Genomic DNA, 17763 nt, shown 5'->3' with positions numbered 1-17763 from the left:
TTACAAAAAAAAGAAGAGTGCCGTAGCACCCTTCCTTTATTACAATAAGCTATGCGCTTTTTCTTATTGAATGTCTGCCCATTTCCAGTCTGCGAAACCGAGACCGTCGAGTACTACACCTTTTACTTTGTCTTTTTTCACATAAGAATGTGTGTAGTAGTAGATTGGAGCTGCTGGCATTTCGTCCATGAAAATAGCTTCTGCTTGTGCCAGGATTTGTTTGCGTTTTTCTGGGTCCTTTTCCAGAGCAGATTGGTTCAGCAGCTCTTTGTACTTCGGATTTTCCCATTTCGTGTCGTTGTTGCCGCCATCTTTGTCCTTGAACAGGTCCAAGAACGTGTATGGATCGTTGTAGTCACCAGTCCAGCTGGAACGTGCGATTTGGAATTTACCTTGGTTCACATCTTCCAAGAATACTTTCCATTCTTTGTTCTCCAGCTTAATGTCTACGCCGAGTGCTTTTTTCCATTGGTCTTGGATGGCTTCGGCAATTTTCTTGTGACCTTCAGACGTGTTGAAGGAAAGAGTCAGGGTAGGCATTTTGGTAATGCCTTCTTCTTTCATACCTTCTTCCAGCATCTTTTTCGCTGCTTCTACATCGCCGTCTTTGAAGTAAGGGCTTGTTGCCACTGCCATTGTTGGCGGGATCAGACCCATAGCTGGCTCTTGGTTTGCTTGTGTAATGTTGTCGATGATCGATTTACGATCGATAGCATAAGCAAACGCCTTACGGATTTTCGCGTTGTTGAACGGCGGAACTTCCGTATTGAATTTGTACAAGTACGTACCCGCGATCGGGCGTGTTTGCATTTGACCGGATTCTTTCAATGCAGGAATCGCATCGGTAGGAAGTGAGCTCAGAGGCGCTCCGGACCAATCCAAATCGTCATTGTCGAACATGGACAGCTCTGTATTTGCATCTTCAACCATGGAGAAGTTGAGCTTGTCGAGTTTTACAGCGTCTTTATCCCAGTAGGTATCGCTCTTCACGAGAACCAATTTGCTCTTATGTTCCCATGTTTCCATTTTGAATGGACCGTTACCCACGTGAGTTTTTGCTTCGCCTGCCCATTTATCGCTGCCTTCTACTACTTTTTGGTTAACTGGGTAGTACGTATAGAACGCAGTCAGCTCCAAGAAGAATGGTGTTGGGTTCTTCAAAGTCACGACGAGTGTTTTATCGTCTTTCGCTTTTACGCCAACATCATCAGCTTTTGCTTTACCCTTGTTGTATTCTTCTGCATTTTTCAGGTAATACAATTGGTAGGAGTAGTTAGCTGCTGTCTTCGGATTGAGCGCTCGCTTCCAAGCGAATTCAAAATCCTTTGCAGTAACAGGCTCTCCATTGCTCCATTTGCTGTCACGCAGAGTGAATGTATAAGTAAGGCCATCTTCGGATACGTCAATTTTCTCTGCTACAGATGGATGTGGTTTGCCATCTTCGCCAATACGAGTGAGACCATCAAATGTTGCACGCAGAACCGCACTGGAAGTAGAATCCTCAGCCAATGCAGGGTCAGCAGTTGGTGGCTCAGACATCATGTTCATTCTCAATTCTTTAGGACCACTTGTTTGCTCCTTAGAAGCACTGCCTTGCTCGCCTGCTTTCTCACCACCGCCGCCACAACCAGCCAGCGCCGCACTAAGAACCAGGATAGAACTCATTGCTGCAAAAACGCTTTTTTTCATGGTGTTGACCCCCTCTTTTTCTATCGGTAAAGATTCCTTGAAAGCTACTCCACAAATATACTGCATTTTTAGTAATATTGAAGACATTTTAAGTAAAATTAATTATGTTTTATTCAAACATCAAATTCTATTAAAGGAAATAAAATTGGTAGTTTCATCATGATGAAGTATGCCTCGTACATAAAAATTTATGCAGCAAGAAACAACCCCTCCAGCCAGAAGGTGAAGGGGTTCACTATGATTAAATTTGGGCTCGTCGATACTCGTTCGGCGCTACACCGACAATTGCTCGAAAATCTCGAATGAAGTGAGAGTGATCGTAGTAGCCTAGTGAGGTAGACAGGTCCAGCCAATCTCGGACCGTTCCTTGGTCAATCTGCTCCGCTGCTTCATGCAATCTGTATCGTTGGATGACCGACTTCGGGCTAACCCCTACATAACGATCAAACAAGCGCTGCATGGTCCTCATGTTCATACCGGTCAATTGTACTGCATCCTCTACCTTGAGTACGGATCGATCTGCCTGGATCATCCTGACGATTTCACTGATGCGTGCAACATTCGGGTCAGGCTTCGGCAAATGTTCGAATAGAAAGGCTTCTACCCTTTTCATCATTTGCTCATCATTTGGCAGGCTTAGCACTTCTTTCTCAAGCTGGTCAGTGGCAATACCAAACACGGCTTCCAGACTGGTAGAAGTGCCACTCAGCTTTGATATCGGGGCATTCAGAAACGGATAAAAACCTCCGGGCCTGAATTTTACTCCGAACACCTGACCTTGTCCCTTTAAAAGATGCGAGGAAGTCGTGCGCGCTACACCAAAAATACCACTTGCTCCTTTTTCAAACACCATATTCACATTGGGATGAGCCAGTACAGTTTGCAAGTAAGGTGGTTCCGTACGCAAATCCCAGCCGACGACCCAGTAATGCTGCACGAAGTAGCTGATTTCAGCAGATGGCTCGTATCTGGCTAGCGAAAATTTTTTCTGTCCAATCATGGCATGCAGTACGCCCTTTGGGAGCTTGGCAGTCTGATTTTCCAAGATGCGCCTCCTGTCGTGTTTTTACAATACACGCTACCTATTTCTTCATATAGTAAGAGTAGTAGTTGGGAGACTTGATTACAATTCCCAAATGAAAAAATGAGGGGGTAAAACGATGGATCTTCGCTTCGATTTCTACATTGGTGCTACGCCAGAGCTGGTCTGGCATACCCTTACTTCCGATGAAGGCGTAAAGAGTACTTTCTTTGGCTGTACGATTCGCTCAACTTTTCAAGTAGGCGATGAGATGGCTTACGTTGGTCCGGGAAAAGCGGGTGACGACACGGTGCATGTTTACGGGGAAATTTTGCAGTTCGAACCTCATCACATTTTCAGTTTCACTGAACATCCTGGCCCTGCCTATTACGAGAATCATGCGGAATTGCAGTCTCGTGTCACCATTACCTTAGAACCGGTTGGCGGCTGCACCAAGCTGACGCTGATTCAGGATCAATGGACAGAAAACCATCCCTCCCACGCAAGTGCCAGCAACAATTGGCCGATGATGCTCTCGTCGATCAAGACGTATGCGGAGACAGGCAAGACACTTGATTTTGGCTTCTAATACAAAAGAATCCCGAGACCAGCAAATTTCGTTGGCCTCGGGATTTTTGTTTGATTCGTTACTCCGTCATTTCTGCCCACTTGAGGTCGATAAATCCGAGCCCATCTACTTGAACGCCTTTTACCTTGTCACTTTGCACCCACACATCCACATCCGTAAACAGCGGAATCAACGGCATGGCATCCATAAAGATTTGCTCAGCCTCTGCAAACAGCTGCTTGCGTTTCTCTGGATCAGTTTCTACCGATGACTGTTTCAGCAGCTCTTGATAGCGCGGATCTTCCCAGCCCGTGTCGTTGTTGCCTGTTTTGCCATCTCGGAACATTTCCAGGTAGTTCATCGGATCATTAAAGTCTGCATTCCAACCGATACGGCCCATCTCGTAATTGAGTTCATGCATATCCTGCAAATGAACGGCAGCCTCCTTTACCATGATCTTTATATCAATGCCCAGCTTTTGTTTCCATTGGTCCTGAATCGCTTCGGCAATTTTCTTATGTCTGTCGCTTGGATTGTAAGACAAGGTGATCGGAGGCAGCGTTGTCACGTTGAGTTCTTTCATGCCCTCTTCCAGCAGCTTTTTCGCTGTTTCTACATCATTATCCTTGAAGTATCCGTCTTTTTTGATAATCATGGATTGCGGCAACATCCCCATCGTTGGCACCTGTCCGACTTGTGTGATGTTATCTACGATAGTTTGACGATCTACCGAGTATGCCAATGCTTTACGAATTTTCACATTGCTGAGCGGCCCTTTTGTCGTATTCATCTTGTACCAGTACATCGTCGCTTTAGGATGAACAACGAGTTTTCCCGCCTCTTTTAGTGTCGGAATCGCATCGGTGGGAAGTCCGCCGAGTGGCTGGCCTGCCCAATCCAGCTCACCGTTCTCGAACATGGACAGCGCTGTATTATCGTCCTCGATCATCGCAAACTCAATGCGATCGAGCTTTACTACGTCTTTATCCCAGTAGTGCTCATTCTTTTCAAGCACGATTTTGCTCTTGTGCTCCCACGCTGTCATCTTAAATGGACCGTTGCTTACGTGCGTCGCCGCTTCGTTTGCCCATTTGGGATTAGCCTCCACTACTTTTTTGTTAACTGGGTAGTACGTGTAGAAAGCCGTCAGCTCCAAGAAGTAAGGCGTTGGATTCTCCAGCGTGACTTCCAGTGTTTTGTCATCGATTGCCCTCGCACCGAGTTCGTCGGGGTTCGCCTTGCCTTCGTGAATCGGCTTCGCATTTTTGATGTAGTACAGTTGATAGGCATACTCGGCACCAAAGGTCTTGCCGAGTGCACGCTTCCATGCATACACGAAGTCATGGGCAGTTACCGGGTCTCCATTGCTCCACTTGGAGTCGCGGAGCGTAAACGTATACACCAGTTTGTCATCTGAAAGCTTCACATCGGATGCTACTGAATTCACTGGCTTTGCGTTTGCATCGAAGCGAGTCAAGCCATCAAAAGTAGCACGAATGATCGCTCCCGAAGTGGCATCCTTCGCAAGACCAGGGTCCGCTGTCGATGGCTCACTCACAATGTTCGCCCGAAATAACTGCAACTTTGCATTTACAGGCTTTTCAGCGGGTGCTGCATTTCCCTCTGCTGGAGGGGTTGTCGTCGATGGCGTACTCGTGGAGCATCCAGCTAGCACGCTTCCAGCGACCAGCATCGCACCGAGAAACAACTTGAGATTTCGTTTCATCAGAAAATTCCCCCTTATCTGTATTTTTCTGTTTCAAACACAATATACGCGACCGGAATTGGGTTGAAAACGGGGTTAGTATAGATTTAATTTAATTTTATGAAAATTCACCATATTATAAACAAAAGTAAAACCCAACCAGCTTTTCGGCCAGTTGGGCTTTTGTTGATCGATCAATAATTTCTACATTAGAACGCTGGAATAATCGCGCCTTTGTATTCATCTTCAATGAACTTTTTCACTTCAGGTGAGTTCAGTTCTTTTGCTAGCTTTTGAATGGCTTCGGAATCCTTGTTGTCAGGACGAGCAACCAAGAAGTTTGCGTATGGCGTATCTTTATCTTCAATAAACAGAGCGTCTTTGGTTGGAACAAGCTTTGCTTCCAGTGCGTAGTTCGTGTTGATCAGCGCCAAATCTACTTCTTCCAGAACGCGCGGCAGCATTGCTGCTTCAACTTCTTTGAATTTCAGGTTTTTCTTGTTCTCAACAACATCTTTCACTGTACCGCTGATGCCAGCGCCTTCTTTCAGCTTAATCAAGCCGTTTTTCTCCAAGAGTGCGAGTGCGCGACCGCTGTTTGTCGGGTCGTTTGGCAGCGCGATTGTTGCGCCATCAGCTAATTCATCTACAGATTTAACTTTTTTGCTGTAAGCGCCGAATGGCTCGATGTGTACAGCCACTACTGGCACCAGGTTCATGTTTTGTCCTTTATTGAAGTCTTCCAGGTAAGGCTTGTGCTGGAAGAAGTTTGCGTCGAGTTGTTTCTCGTTCACTTGAACGTTAGGTTGTACGTAATCAGTGAACTCTTGGACTACCAAGTTCACGCCTTGTTCTTTCAGTTTTGGTTGAATGAACTTCAAGATTGCTGCATGTGGAACGGGAGAAGCGCCTACCTTCAATGTTACTTCCTGTTTTCCGCCTTGTGCGCCGCCTTCAGCTGGAGCAGGTGCTGTTTCGGTTTTGCCTCCGCAAGCTGCCAAAGAAAATGCCAATACAGTAGAAAGTACAGATACGACTAGCTTTTTCATGAATGATTTCCCCCTTGCATGTATTTCGTTTTATTTTTTGACAATCTATATGGAAAGATCCTATTTACGGCTGAATTTCAGAACCAGACGGTCCCCCAGCGATTGTAAGATCTGTACCATCACCAGCAAAATAACAACAGTCACAACCATAACATCGGTTTGGAAACGCTGATAACCGTATCGGATCGCCAAGTCACCCAAACCACCACCGCCAATTACCCCAGACATTGCTGTGTAGGAGACCAGTGTTACCGTCGTGATCGTAATACCCGCGATTAGACCAGATCTAGACTCTGGCAAAAGGACATTCCAGACGATCTGCCAATTGGAAGCACCCATAGATTGTGCGGCCTCAATCACGCCCTTATCAATCTCACGCAGGGAGGTTTCCACCAAACGTGCGAAAAACGGAGCGGCACCAAATACGAGCGGCGGAATGGCACCCAGTACGCCGAGTGAAGTTCCTACGATCATTTTCGTCACTGGAATCAGCAAGATCATCAGAATAATAAATGGTACCGAGCGCAATACGTTGACAACGAATGATGCAATCGTATAAAAAGTGCGGTTTTGCAAAAGCTGTCCGCGAGAAGTCAAAAACAGAATGATGCCCAACGGCAAACCAATCAGGACGGTAAACAGAGTGGAGAAGCCAAGCATCGTGAGCGTGTCCATCGTACCTTCGCCGATTTCAGCCCAATCCACATTTTCGAATGTCCAGTCCATTTATATCACCTCTACTTCCAAGCCACGTTGGCGCAGCGTCTCGATGGTCTTTTGATTCTGTGCGACATCGCCTTCCAGCTCGATCACTAACTGACCATACGGCGTATCTTTCATGCGAGAAATCGTTCCCTGCAAAATGCTGAACACCGTACCAGTCTCTTGCATGGTTTGGAACAGGATCGGCTGGTATGTTTTTTCCCCGAGGAAGGTGACACGAGCAATCGTGCGGTTCCCCGAAGCCTTTTCGTGTTCGACCGCTTCGCGCAGCTCTGTAGAATCGGCTACTTGCTCCACGAATTCTTGTGTCGTCGGATGCTTTGGACGAAGGAATACATCCAGTACGTTACCTGACTCGACGATTTTTCCTCCATCAATCACGCCGACACGATCACAAATGGAGCGAATGACGTGCATCTCGTGGGTAATCAACACAATGGTCAAGCCCAGCTTGCGGTTGATGTCCAAGAGCAGTGCCAGAATGGAGTTCGTCGTCTGCGGATCGAGAGCCGATGTCGCTTCGTCGCAGAGCAGCACTTTTGGATCATTCGCGAGCGCACGGGCAATCCCGACACGCTGCTTCTGTCCGCCAGACAGCTGAGACGGATATTTGTCCTTATGTGCCTCCAAGCCAACCAGCTTCAGCAGCTCGTTTACTTTCTTATCAATCTCTGCCTTCGAACGCTTTGCCAGCTTGAGCGGAAAAGCAACATTTTCGCCGACCGTTGAAGAAGACAGCAAGTTGAAATGCTGAAAAATCATGCCGATTGAGCGGCGCTTTTCTTGCAGCTTCCCTTCATCCAGCTTCGTCAAATCGACGCCGTCCACAATAACTTCCCCCGAAGTTGGGCGCTCTAGCAAATTGATGCACCGGATCAACGTACTTTTCCCTGCACCAGAGTGTCCGATAATCCCGTATATTTCGCCTTGCTCTATGGAAAGGTCGATCCCCGTTAACGCTGGGATGGTTTTACCCTGTACTTGATAGCTTTTATGCAAATGACGCAGTTGGATCAACGCATCCACCTCCCGACCATAATCTTGATAAAAATATAAAAACCCCTTTTTCACAAACGAAAAAGGGGCTGCAACGCAATGTATACGTTCGCATCCACCCTTCTCATCTGTACAAGATCCAAAAATCCTGTAGGAATTGGCACCGCGACGTTCATTCGAAAATGAACCGGCTGCCGGGCTTCATAGGGCCTGTCCCTCCGCCTCTCTTGATAAGAAAGATATCTACGTATATTATGTTCGTTTTTTCTATTTCTTGATGATACAAGACGGATTATATCCTTTTTGAAAATATCACGTCAATAGTAATAGCAGGAAAAAGTTTTTTAATCCATGACGCCGTTGCGGATGATGGTTGACTTTATGTGAAAGCGAAATATCGCGTCTTTGAACATCTTTCTCCATTCAGCCTGCGTCATATTTGCCTTCCCTCTGCTATTTGAGCGATACACGATCCCGAAACCAGCGGGATCGACATTGAGGTCCTGCAATTTGTGGACTACTTTCTGCAGTTCTTTTCCGAGCTCTTCTTCCAGTGCATGTTCCATGATTTTCATCAACCTGGTATTCTCTAGCTTCAGCGGGAGGGTTAATTCCAAAATCCGCGCATTTAATCGGATGTGAATATCAAAGATCGGGGGAGATACTTGGGTCAGCTCGATTTTTGAATGGCTGGAAATCGTATCAAAGACAAGCTGCACACGGTCTTTTTTACTTCCGCGATTCTTGGGTACCTCGCCAAAAATATGAGCAGGGACAGAAGTATCGTAGCTGCCAATCCTGAATTTCCCATGCATAAGCTTGATTAAAAAGGCTTCCTTAGGTGTGATCCACCCTACATAACGATCCCCTTGAAACAATGCGATCCCCTTGATTTGCAGCTCATTTCCCTTTCTTGCAATGAACGGCATGATCGGGTCGATTCCTTTGTCATAATAAGACCGAAAAAACTCATGCATGGTGGAAGACGGAATTTTTTCCCCCTCAATATTTTGCTCAATCATACGGTATAAATAGATTCCGATATTCCCTTCTTCCGAATAGCGATGCGTTAACATATCATATGTTTCGCCTTCAAATAAGCAAAGATAAACTCTGCTGGAAATAGAGGAATCCCGATACAACGTGTCAACGATACTACCAAGTCCACGTTTTGCCAATTTTTCATTGTAGAGTGCGACACGAATTTGCCCACCCAATACTCTTTTATCTGATTGTAAATTTATCCGATCCCGAATTCCCTTGCTGGTTTCACCGATGGCTGAAAAAACCTGTATCTTTTCTTTCGCCTCTGGATTAATGGAGGGCATGATTGCTGTCCCCCGAACGTCCCCATCCTTTAACAGATCATAGCCGACAGCCGTGGCAAGTCCTGTCTCATCAAAAATTTGCCGATCTGAACAGCCTGCCAACACAAGGACACATGAACACCACAACGCAAAAAACCGCTTGGATAACTGCATCCAATGTTTTTGGACAGGCAGCATCAGGCACTCTCTCCTTTGCTGGTTGGTTTCACCCTTTGCTTTCGTTGCTTCAGCCAGACCATCAGGTACAAAAAATAGGGGTACACGTAAATAATGTACAGAGTTATATGCGAGTAAATAGTCGTCATCCGACTCATCTGCTGTCTGGAAAGTAACGACAAGGAGGCTACATAGATCACGGGTATAATCCAATACAATGAATGACGTAGATTAAATCCGAACAAGCGCTTGAGACCTCGGGCAGAAGCCCACAAATACAGCATGATATTCGGCAAAATTACGAGAAGCCAAAACGAAATGACAACCAGTTCAAACCTTTCCAGAATAGGGAGGTACACCATCTTTTGCATATTGAGTGTCGCCCAAATCGTTCTCATGAGCTGACCCTGACTAAAAAAGACCAGCGCCACAATCATAACAAGCAAATAGATCAGATACGTCACCAGCACTCCCAACTGTACACTTTTGTGTACCTTCTCTTTATTTTGTACATAAGGATAGGCAACGTAGAGAATCTCAAAGCCGGCACTGGTCAAAGACATGGCAATCATTCCATTGAAAAGGTTTTCTAGGCTGGTGTCCATGATGGGAAACAAATATTCCCACCTGGCAAATTTCAAGGGAAAATATAACTCAAATATCATCCACATCGTGACCATAACGGAAAAAAACGCATAGCCTGCGATGACTCTTATCCCCCCTACGACTGTGTAAAACGCTAGAAACAGGATAATCCCTGACAGAACCCACGTAGGTAAATTCGGAAACATCCAGGTTTGGACAACTTCAATGTAGGTACGTAAAATGACTCCAGCGGACACAAAAAAATAGGTCAAATAAATGATGCTAATGGCTGTACCCAGCCACTTTCCATACACATCTTCCTGGATTCCGTAAATATCCGCTGAGGGGTATTTTTGCAAGGTCTTGTTAATGGTCATCACCGTAAGATGAGTAAACAAAGCTGCGAGTATGACAGATATCCAAGCATCGTGCCCCGCTTCCCTGGCAATGATTCGTTGGAAGCCCAAAATGCCCATCCCTACCTGCGTGCCATGCACAAGAACCCCTGCAAGAAATGCCGTTATCGTATTATCCTTACTTACATCGATGTTGATATTCATGGCCGCCTCGCTTACTCGTCAATGTCTTTCTTCTCTTTGGCTCTACCCCTGTCAAAGCGCGATATTCGTTTTGGGTTAAAAAACTTGAGGCGTTCCGAAAGGGAGGATAAGGGAGCGCGTATAAAGCCATCCTTCCAATCTGAAAATCGCACGGGATAAATCGGGTACATATACGGACGCCCCAAGCTGGTCTGGCGAAGCAAGTGACTGGCCAAAAAACTAAATCCGACCACAATGCCTAATGCACCCAGCACACCTGCCAGAAAAATCATCGGAAAACGAACCACCCGGATCGTAGAACCGATCATATAGCTAGGCGCAATAAAGGATGACAAAGCGCCGAGGGCAACGATAATAATCAAGATATTGCTCGTGAATCCGGCCTGAACGATAGCTTGTCCGATAACAATACCGCCCACAATACCAATCGTCTGACCGACCTTGGTCGGCAGTCTCGCTCCCGCTTCCCGCAAAAGTTCAATGATCAGCTCCATCAAGAGGGCCTCCCACAACGGCGGGAACGGTACCCGAGAGCGTGATTGCGCGAGCGAAAGCAAGAGGTCAGCTGGAACCATCTCGTAATGATAGGTCAGGGCTGCCACATAGATCGGCGTGAGGATCAGGGACAAAATCATGGCAAAGATGCGCATGAGCCTGTTGAAGGTAGCAAGACTCCAACGCAAGTAATAGTCATCTGGCGACTGAAAAAATTGCAACAGGGTGGTAGGCCCGAGCAGAGCAAATGGGCTCCCCTCCACGAGTATGGCAATCTGCCCTTGTCGCAAACCGTGTATAGCACGGTCTGGACGCTCTGTTTGCTGAAGAGTAGGGAATAATGATTTCTCATTGTCCGCGATATGCTGAGCCAGTATGGTGGAATCCAGACTGGTGTCTAATTCCAGATCATTAATCCGTTGACGTACCGTATTCACATTTTCCTCATCGGCCGTCCCACTCAAATACAGCATCGACACATTCATCGGTATGGTTTTCCCCACACTCAATCGTTCATGGAACAGTCTTGGGGTAGACATATATTTGCGAATGATACAGATGTTCACATTCAGCTCTTCTACAAAGGCGATCTGTGGGCCGAGTACAACTGTTTCGATTTCCGGCGCTTGAATGTTTCTGCCAACTGTGCCATCACTGGGGAACGCCAAGCCATAGGACGATTCCTCCACTCGAATAACAATATGGCCGCTGAGTAAACGCTCAATGGCTTCCCCGTCATCGAAGACTCGGTTGCTGCTAGACACTCCCAGGTGCTGTGCAATCACTTCAATCCTGCTTTCTTCCAAACAAATCTCGCGCAGCTTCGGGATGAGTTCACTGTAAACAACCTTGGCGTCCGCCATAGTCGATAAATAGAAAAGGCGCACGCGGCCTTCTGGCTCATCGATATGTTCAGTGACCAAGTCGCTTGTATGTGTAAACCAATTCTGTGCACTCTCCCGATCCATCGACACTGTCACCTCAGCACTTAGAAAATCATGGTTAGTCTTTCCTAAAAAACACAAAAAAAACAGCACGCTTAGTTTTGCGTGCTGCTTTTCTTTTCCCCCACGGGGTGATCTGCTGCTTCTGTAGGAGGTGCGATTTTTTCTTGGATAAACGACTGAACCTGATCGACATCTGGAACCAGAACTGAACCTGCACGGTGGGATTCACGGAACATCCCCATTGGTGGCAATTGATAGTTACCTGGTTCTAACGTATTCAATTTTAATCCGAGTGCAGACAGCTTCAGCATGTCCACTGAGCTAATATTGGTTTGAACATACGGTGTTACTTCCTTCAGAATTGTAGGAAGCTGCATCAGCGTCGTACCATTTTTCATCTGATCCACGACTGCCGTCATTAATTTCCGCTGACGCTCCGTCCGTGTATAATCGGAGGTCGCATCATGGCGGAAACGAACATATTGCAAAGCTTTGTCTCCATCCAGCTTTTGCAGACCTTTTTTCAGATTAATATCGTAGACACCTTTGTCTGTCGGGTCATGATAATACATGTTTTTTTCTACATCGATCTGGACTCCACCTACTGCATCAATCAAAGCCTTGAAGCCTTCAAAGTCAGTAATGACGTAACGATCTACTGGAAGTCCAGTGAACTGACTAACCGTTTCCATTGCCAGCTCAGGTCCACCTTCTACAATCGCAGAGTTGATCCGCGAGCTACCTCTACCGGGAATATCTACATACGTATCACGCAGGATTGAAAACATGTCATAACGTTTCCCCGTAGGATCGATGCTGACCAGCATCATAGAGTCAGAACGAGGCAGCCCGTTATTTTTCATTCCTCTACGGTCTACTCCCATCAGCAGGATATTGACACGTTCCTTGCCATCCCACTCTGGTATTTCCGCTGCTTTGGTGGAATTCCCACCACTAGGCGGTGCGATGTTAGGCTCTTGAATATTTTGAGCAAATTGATAAAAAGAGTATCCGTAATATCCAGCTGTCGTAGCTATCACGACAAGCAAAAGAAGCAACACTCGTTTCCATATTTTCATAAAGTCCACCTTTATTCTCTCTATCCTCAGTTGATGTCATCTCTCCACTTTGATTAGTATACTCGAATTTGCGGAAAGTGGAGCAGCCTTTATTTGGGTACCTGTGACATTGTAAACATTTTATTTTACAAAGTTTAGAATATTCGTTATACTGTTCTTATCCTTACTGATAAGGGGTGCATTCGCGTGATATCACCGTCAGTTTTCCTCAATCGCTATCCACGTGAGGCCATTTTCTTCCTCATCGCCAGCTTTATTAACTCCTCCGGGAGTGCTTTTATGTGGCCACTTACTACCTTATACGTACATACCATTTTGCAACGCTCGATGACAGAAGCCGGATTCGTCTTGATGATCCAATCTCTGGCTGGTATCTTCGGCCAATTCATCGGCGGATCGTTGTTTCATCGACTAGGTGCCAAGCGTCTTATTGTCGGCGCATTGATCATTCAAGGTCTTATTCAATTTTCCATTCCTTTCGTTCAGAGTTGGCCTGCCTACCTGATTCTCATGATGGGGCTTGGTTTTACCTTCAACCTGTCGTTTCCAGCGATTCAGGCATTTATTGGTTTCCGCTGGAAGGAACAGCGTCGCGAATTATTTAACATCGTCTACGTCGGCAATAATTTGGGGATGGCAATCGGAACCGCGTTGGCTGGCGTCATTGCCACTTTATCCTTCCAGCTTACTTTTTGGTTCAACAGCACGAGCACCTTATTGTTTGCCTTGTTCTTCTTCCTTTTTATGAAGAATATATCTCATCAGGAGCTGATCGGAGAAAACTTGGAAGAACAGCAAAAGCATCGCGTGAAAAACAGCTTTACCCTGTTATTCCGCTACCAATTGTACTTGTTTATGGCCTTGGGCGCAGCATTCATTTTCTTTTCGAATACGGTATGGAATACAGGCGTTGCTCCTTATATTACCGAACAAGGCATGCCGCTGTCTTCGTATAGCTGGCTGTGGACGATCAACGGGATTATCATTTTTGCCGGGCAGCCTATCACGTCTTGGATCAAGCGGCTATTGAATCAGAGCTTGTCTGCCCAACTCGTCGTCAGTGCTATCGCGTATGCTGTCGGTTTTGGGTGTATGCTTGTCTACCACGGTAGTTATTACGCATTTGTTGTCGGAATGGTTATCACTACATTTGGAGAAATGCTCATCTCGCCCACTATTCCTACTTTTATATCGGAAAAAACCGGAGAAAATGCACCCTTTTATTTGGGGGTCGTAGGGGCGATTACAACTGGTGGAAGGCTCTTGGGGCCGCTGGCTATGGGGTTCATGTATGACCATGGTGGTATTCATCCAACTCTGTTCTTGGCAACGCTTGTCTCTGCGGGTTCGGTCCTGCTCTGTCTGTTACACGCTTATTTTCATCGGGAAAAACAAGCAGAGGTTGCTAAATACTGATTTCATTTGCAAAGAAGCCGCCCGATCCCTATTACAGGAACGAGCGGCTTGGTTTTCACACTACTTCTTTTCTTCCTTGATTTGCACTTCCCAATCGACTTTGTTCTCTTTTATTACATGATCGAGGAAGACTGATATTTCCTTCACATCTTTTTTCTGAAAGAGCACTGCTAGCTTCCCTTCGAGTTTTATCGTACCATTTTGGTTTTCTTTTTTGTTGACCATAAACCTTACTACTCTGGCCTCATTCCCGTTTTCGTCCTTTACCGTCCATAGCCTTGGAAGTCCCACAATATCTTTGGCAAGAATCACTTCCAATGGAATATCGATTGAGGTATCCCCCTCATCAACTTTCATTTGGATCGATTTAAACGTGATTTGGTTCCCAGCAACATCTACTTTTTTCGGATTTTTCTCCAGTTCAGCAAGAGATAGCTTGGTTTGAGAAGAGACTTTCTCTCCTGTATAGACAGCATCGAGCTTCATTGTCAAGTTTTTTGCTGGGTCCAGTGGCATGTACGTATGGACAAAACTCGTACTTGGCTGCCACTTCGTTGTGAAGTCAACCGACGAGCCATAGCTCATGCCTATGATATTGAGATTGTGATCCCTTTCATCGGATTTAATCATATCATCCCATTTGCCCACTACAGTCCCCTTTTCATCGACAAGCTCGTAACGAAAACCCGCCACTACTTTCTCATTCGGATTGCTGTTTGAGAACTCTAGCTGCGTAGCAGTGGGAACAAAGCGCGCTTCTTTTAGCTCTACTGTTGCCCCTGTTGGAGTTTTTAATTCCTTGTTTAACGCTACTGTTTTCATGGCTGCTTTTGCTGGTCGCATATCAATCGGGATATCGAAATTCCACGTGCCTTTCGTATCTGTCAGGCGCTTCACGCGCATTTCCAAAATCAATTCGTCCGGCATCGGATTCGCTTCATTAAAGTATACACCCAGTTGTCCTCCGTAGGCGAAGTTTTCACCGTTTGGCAGCGGCAGCCATCTCAGCAATTCCGATTTATCATCTAAATACGTGATTACTTTGCCATTTTTATCTTTCAGTCGAACTTCCCTGAATTCATGAACAGTGTCACCTGAAATAATTGAGAACTGATCCTTCCAGAACGAAGGAATTTTTTTGCCTGACGAATCCTTCACCGAGCCCAGAACCATGATACGCAAGGGATCGGCTACAACTGCACTGATTTCCATGGTTAGACCTTGGTCTGTCACCTTCATGTCAAGCGGCTGTACAAAGCCGTTTTCTGCCGCTTTTTTCACGCCAATGTCTGTCTGCTTTTTATCAAACAGGTCAACTACTTGTTTCGCATTGTAAGGCCCTTTTGTTACCGTGATCTCACTCGGATTGATCGATGCATAGATTCCATTCATATAGTTCGCAAACGTAGGAGAAACTGCTGTTCCGAATGTAACCACCATAGCCAACCCTGCAACTGCAATCGTCGTTTTCTTCACAATATCCACACTCCGCTTTTTCCAATTTATTTGAACTGGCTTTTTTTGTATGGGTTTGAGTTTGAGTACGTTTATCGGGTAAGCGGGGAGCTTTTCCATGACATTTTGAATGGTTGCCTCCGTCTGCCAAACATCTCTGGCTTCATCATCGGAGTTATCCAGCTCCTCGAGATATTGTTCAAACTTGATCTGGCACGCGCTGCATGTATCCAAATGCCGTTGTACGTCTTGTTTCACTCGCAAAGGAAGCTTGTCTTCCAAATACGCGTTTAGCATGAATGTATCCAAGCATGTCATAGGTGGAGGTCCCCTCCTTTACCCGAATTCGTAATGGCATTTTTGAGCTTGGCCCTGCCTCTGGAAAGACGTGTTCGCACCGTACTAATGGGAACATCCAGCTCCTCGCTAATTTCTTCGTAGCTCAAAAATTGGAGGTAACGCAGTTCCAGGACGACGCGGTATTTGGACTCCAGGGTCATCATTCGATTTTGCAAAAAGACTTTCTGCTCTTTCGCAAGGTATTCGAGCTCAGGTGTATGACTGGTAGCCAGCTCAATCTCTGCTTCTGCAACCGGAATGGATCGTTTCCGGTTTCGCAGTTCATCGAAGCAATAATTGGTGGCAATCCTGTAGAGCCAGGCACCAAATTCATAGCTTTTGCTGTAGTCACCCAGATGGTAATACACCTTGATAAAGATCTCCTGAGCCATGTCCTGCTCAAGATGCGGCTGTCCGATCATCTTGCGAATGAGCAATCTGACCCTTTTGTTATATTTTTGTATGATCTGAGAATACGCCTCTTTGTTCCCTTGGAGGACCTCCTCAATGATCAGCCTGTCGTCCTGCATCTGTCTTCCTCCCCATATCAAAACCTGTATCGAGGGCTACAGGTTCAAAAAGGTACGCTGCGCAGCTATCCCCTTTTTGCTTGTACACCTTAATACGACGGAAAATGGTGGAAAAAGATCGCAACTTTTTTTGGAAACGGGAGATTTTTTTCATACGAAAAAAGCTGCCGAGGGTATCTCGACAGCTAATGAAACAATGGCAATGATATTTAGTTGGTTCTTTTTCTCACAGGTGGGCAGGTAAGTGACTTTCCGTTGTCTTGCGGACCAAGTCCGATGATGTACGGTACCGCCACACGGCTCCACTCTACCGGATTTGGTGCGCTGTCCACACCTTCTGGCGAGCATGAACGAAGCATGGCAGTATCGATACTGCCTCCTGGATCAAGCGTCACGGCGACCATTCCCTCAGGCAATTCGGCTGCCAATGATTGCGTCAATCCTTCGATGGCGAACTTTGAAGCGCAGTATGGCGATAAAAACGCTTCCCCATATCTTCCCCAGTATGAGCTGATATTGACGACGACTCCGCCATTTGCGCGCTGAACCATAAACGGCAAAAAGGCGCGAATCACATAGAAAGCTCCATTCACATTGATGTCCATGACTCTCGAAAACTCATTTGGCGCAAGACCAATGACTGGACTGTTCCGGTTTATAATAGAAGCATTGTTAATCAACAGATCGGGAACGCCGACCTCGGCTCTGACTTCCTCTCCCCACTTTTCCACTTGCTCCATGACCGAAACGTCGACGACAGAAAAATGATGCTGTTCTCCGAATTGCTGTCGCAGTCCTTGCACCTCTTTTTCCGAACGACCGCAGCCTGCAACTGTCCAGCCTGCTTCGTGAAAACGCTCGACCATTTCCCTGCCCAACCCACGTGTCACGCCTGTAATCACTACGAGCTTGTTCATTTTCTCCCCCCATTATTATACTTATTAAACATTTTAGTATAATAAAAGAAGGAAATCAATCCTAATAACTTTGAGTTTGGGCTGTGGTGGTGGGGAGGAAACAGGAGAAAACGCTCAGCTTCTAGGTCCACCCACTGGGGGATTGACTGCCCGACTCCATGCAAAAAGCGAAACTGCGTCCAAAGTAGTTCTTTCATGATGTGTT

The 17763-nt window shown here is 46.1% G+C and carries 16 protein-coding genes and 1 riboswitch; of the genes, 2 read left to right on the top strand and 14 right to left on the bottom strand.

Translation table 11 applies throughout. The annotated features are described in order from the left end of the window. Nucleotides 1-63 precede the first annotated feature (63 nt). Together HP401_RS25625 and HP401_RS25620 are read right to left on the bottom strand one after the other, a co-directional pair. Nucleotides 64-1689 (bottom strand): peptide ABC transporter substrate-binding protein, encoded by a 1626-nt coding sequence (locus HP401_RS25625; RefSeq protein WP_173607071.1) that lies wholly within the window; start codon nt 1687-1689, stop codon nt 64-66. 241 nt (nt 1690-1930) lie between these two features. Beyond that, on the bottom strand, nt 1931-2734 hold the full coding sequence (locus tag HP401_RS25620; protein WP_173607070.1) for a helix-turn-helix domain-containing protein: 804 nt from the start codon (nt 2732-2734) through the stop codon (nt 1931-1933). 115 nt (nt 2735-2849) lie between these two features. Between HP401_RS25620 and HP401_RS25615 the strand changes: the two genes are divergently transcribed. Continuing rightward, nucleotides 2850-3299 carry an SRPBCC family protein gene (locus tag HP401_RS25615; protein ID WP_173607069.1) on the top strand — a complete coding sequence of 150 codons (450 nt, stop codon included), beginning with the start codon at nt 2850-2852 and terminating at the stop codon, nt 3297-3299. Nucleotides 3300-3357: 58 nt separating this feature from the next. Here HP401_RS25615 and HP401_RS25610 read toward each other — a convergent pair whose 3' ends face one another. From HP401_RS25610 to HP401_RS25575, 8 genes are all read right to left on the bottom strand, one after another. Beyond that, entirely contained in the window at nt 3358-5004 is a 1647-nt protein-coding gene (locus HP401_RS25610; RefSeq protein WP_173607068.1) for a peptide ABC transporter substrate-binding protein, read from the bottom strand. 188 nt (nt 5005-5192) lie between these two features. Continuing rightward, nucleotides 5193-6032 (bottom strand): MetQ/NlpA family ABC transporter substrate-binding protein, encoded by an 840-nt coding sequence (locus HP401_RS25605; protein WP_173607067.1) that lies wholly within the window; start codon nt 6030-6032, stop codon nt 5193-5195. Between the two features lie 60 nt (nt 6033-6092). Next, the gene (locus HP401_RS25600; RefSeq protein WP_012684209.1) at nt 6093-6758 is read right to left on the bottom strand and encodes a methionine ABC transporter permease; all 666 of its coding nucleotides are present in this window, start codon (nt 6756-6758) and stop codon (nt 6093-6095) included. Continuing rightward, the gene (locus tag HP401_RS25595) at nt 6759-7772 is read right to left on the bottom strand and encodes a methionine ABC transporter ATP-binding protein (protein ID WP_142498489.1); all 1014 of its coding nucleotides are present in this window, start codon (nt 7770-7772) and stop codon (nt 6759-6761) included. A gap of 100 nt (nt 7773-7872) precedes the next feature. Beyond that, nucleotides 7873-7988: riboswitch (SAM riboswitch) on the bottom strand. Between the two features lie 107 nt (nt 7989-8095). Continuing rightward, nucleotides 8096-9256, bottom strand: coding sequence for a Ger(x)C family spore germination protein (locus HP401_RS25590; RefSeq protein ID WP_173607066.1), 1161 nt, complete (start codon nt 9254-9256; stop codon nt 8096-8098). Continuing rightward, on the bottom strand, nt 9256-10380 hold the full coding sequence (locus HP401_RS25585) for a GerAB/ArcD/ProY family transporter (protein ID WP_173607065.1): 1125 nt from the start codon (nt 10378-10380) through the stop codon (nt 9256-9258). The genes HP401_RS25590 and HP401_RS25585 overlap by 1 nt, the downstream gene beginning before the upstream one ends. An 11-nt stretch (nt 10381-10391) precedes the next feature. After that, a complete protein-coding gene (locus tag HP401_RS25580; protein WP_173607064.1) occupies nt 10392-11843 on the bottom strand; it encodes a spore germination protein in 1452 nt (483 codons plus the stop codon). A gap of 71 nt (nt 11844-11914) precedes the next feature. After that, nucleotides 11915-12901 carry an LCP family protein gene (locus tag HP401_RS25575; protein WP_173607063.1) on the bottom strand — a complete coding sequence of 329 codons (987 nt, stop codon included), beginning with the start codon at nt 12899-12901 and terminating at the stop codon, nt 11915-11917. A gap of 186 nt (nt 12902-13087) precedes the next feature. Here HP401_RS25575 and HP401_RS25570 point away from each other — a divergent pair, with 186 nt between their 5' ends. After that, entirely contained in the window at nt 13088-14317 is a 1230-nt protein-coding gene (locus HP401_RS25570; protein ID WP_173607062.1) for an MFS transporter, read from the top strand. Between the two features lie 60 nt (nt 14318-14377). On the opposite strand, the gene HP401_RS25565 is transcribed toward HP401_RS25570, so the two are convergent. From HP401_RS25565 to HP401_RS29695, 4 genes are all read right to left on the bottom strand, one after another. After that, the gene (locus HP401_RS25565) at nt 14378-16090 is read right to left on the bottom strand and encodes a DUF4179 domain-containing protein (RefSeq protein WP_173607061.1); all 1713 of its coding nucleotides are present in this window, start codon (nt 16088-16090) and stop codon (nt 14378-14380) included. Continuing rightward, nucleotides 16087-16641 (bottom strand): RNA polymerase sigma factor, encoded by a 555-nt coding sequence (locus tag HP401_RS25560; protein WP_173607060.1) that lies wholly within the window; start codon nt 16639-16641, stop codon nt 16087-16089. Before HP401_RS25560 ends, HP401_RS25565 begins: the two co-directional genes overlap by 4 nt. 209 nt (nt 16642-16850) lie before the next feature. Next, nucleotides 16851-17558: an SDR family oxidoreductase gene (locus tag HP401_RS25555; RefSeq protein WP_173607059.1), complete on the bottom strand. Its 708-nt coding sequence runs from the start codon at nt 17556-17558 to the stop codon at nt 16851-16853. Beyond that, nucleotides 17555-17763, bottom strand: a 209-nt coding sequence (locus HP401_RS29695; protein WP_217366229.1) for a hypothetical protein, incomplete at its 5' end; no start/stop codon positions are given. The genes HP401_RS29695 and HP401_RS25555, both read right to left, overlap by 4 nt.

Origin of the sequence: Brevibacillus sp. HB2.2 (genome assembly GCF_013284275.1) — a bacterium.
In the GTDB taxonomy this organism is placed as follows: Bacteria; Bacillota; Bacilli; order Brevibacillales; family Brevibacillaceae; genus Brevibacillus; species Brevibacillus brevis_D.
The sequence above is the reverse complement of the archived record's forward strand: the minus strand, read 5'-3'. Positions and strand labels throughout refer to the sequence as shown.

Bases quoted from the DNA above. Each gene is read 5' to 3' on its own strand.
- HP401_RS25565 (WP_173607061.1), bottom strand. From the start codon at position 16,090: ATGACATGCTTGGATACATTCATGCTAAACGCGTATTTGGAAGACAAG.
- HP401_RS25590 (WP_173607066.1), bottom strand. From the start codon at position 9,256: ATGCTGCCTGTCCAAAAACATTGGATGCAGTTATCCAAGCGGTTTTTT.
- HP401_RS25625 (WP_173607071.1), bottom strand. From the start codon at position 1,689: ATGAAAAAAAGCGTTTTTGCAGCAATGAGTTCTATCCTGGTTCTTAGT.
- HP401_RS25615 (WP_173607069.1), top strand. From the start codon at position 2,850: ATGGATCTTCGCTTCGATTTCTACATTGGTGCTACGCCAGAGCTGGTC.
- HP401_RS25555 (WP_173607059.1), bottom strand. From the start codon at position 17,558: ATGAACAAGCTCGTAGTGATTACAGGCGTGACACGTGGGTTGGGCAGG.
- HP401_RS25580 (WP_173607064.1), bottom strand. From the start codon at position 11,843: ATGGATCGGGAGAGTGCACAGAATTGGTTTACACATACAAGCGACTTG.
- HP401_RS25560 (WP_173607060.1), bottom strand. From the start codon at position 16,641: ATGCAGGACGACAGGCTGATCATTGAGGAGGTCCTCCAAGGGAACAAA.
- HP401_RS25610 (WP_173607068.1), bottom strand. From the start codon at position 5,004: ATGAAACGAAATCTCAAGTTGTTTCTCGGTGCGATGCTGGTCGCTGGA.
- HP401_RS25585 (WP_173607065.1), bottom strand. From the start codon at position 10,380: ATGAATATCAACATCGATGTAAGTAAGGATAATACGATAACGGCATTT.
- HP401_RS25605 (WP_173607067.1), bottom strand. From the start codon at position 6,032: ATGAAAAAGCTAGTCGTATCTGTACTTTCTACTGTATTGGCATTTTCT.
- HP401_RS25600 (WP_012684209.1), bottom strand. From the start codon at position 6,758: ATGGACTGGACATTCGAAAATGTGGATTGGGCTGAAATCGGCGAAGGT.
- HP401_RS25575 (WP_173607063.1), bottom strand. From the start codon at position 12,901: ATGAAAATATGGAAACGAGTGTTGCTTCTTTTGCTTGTCGTGATAGCT.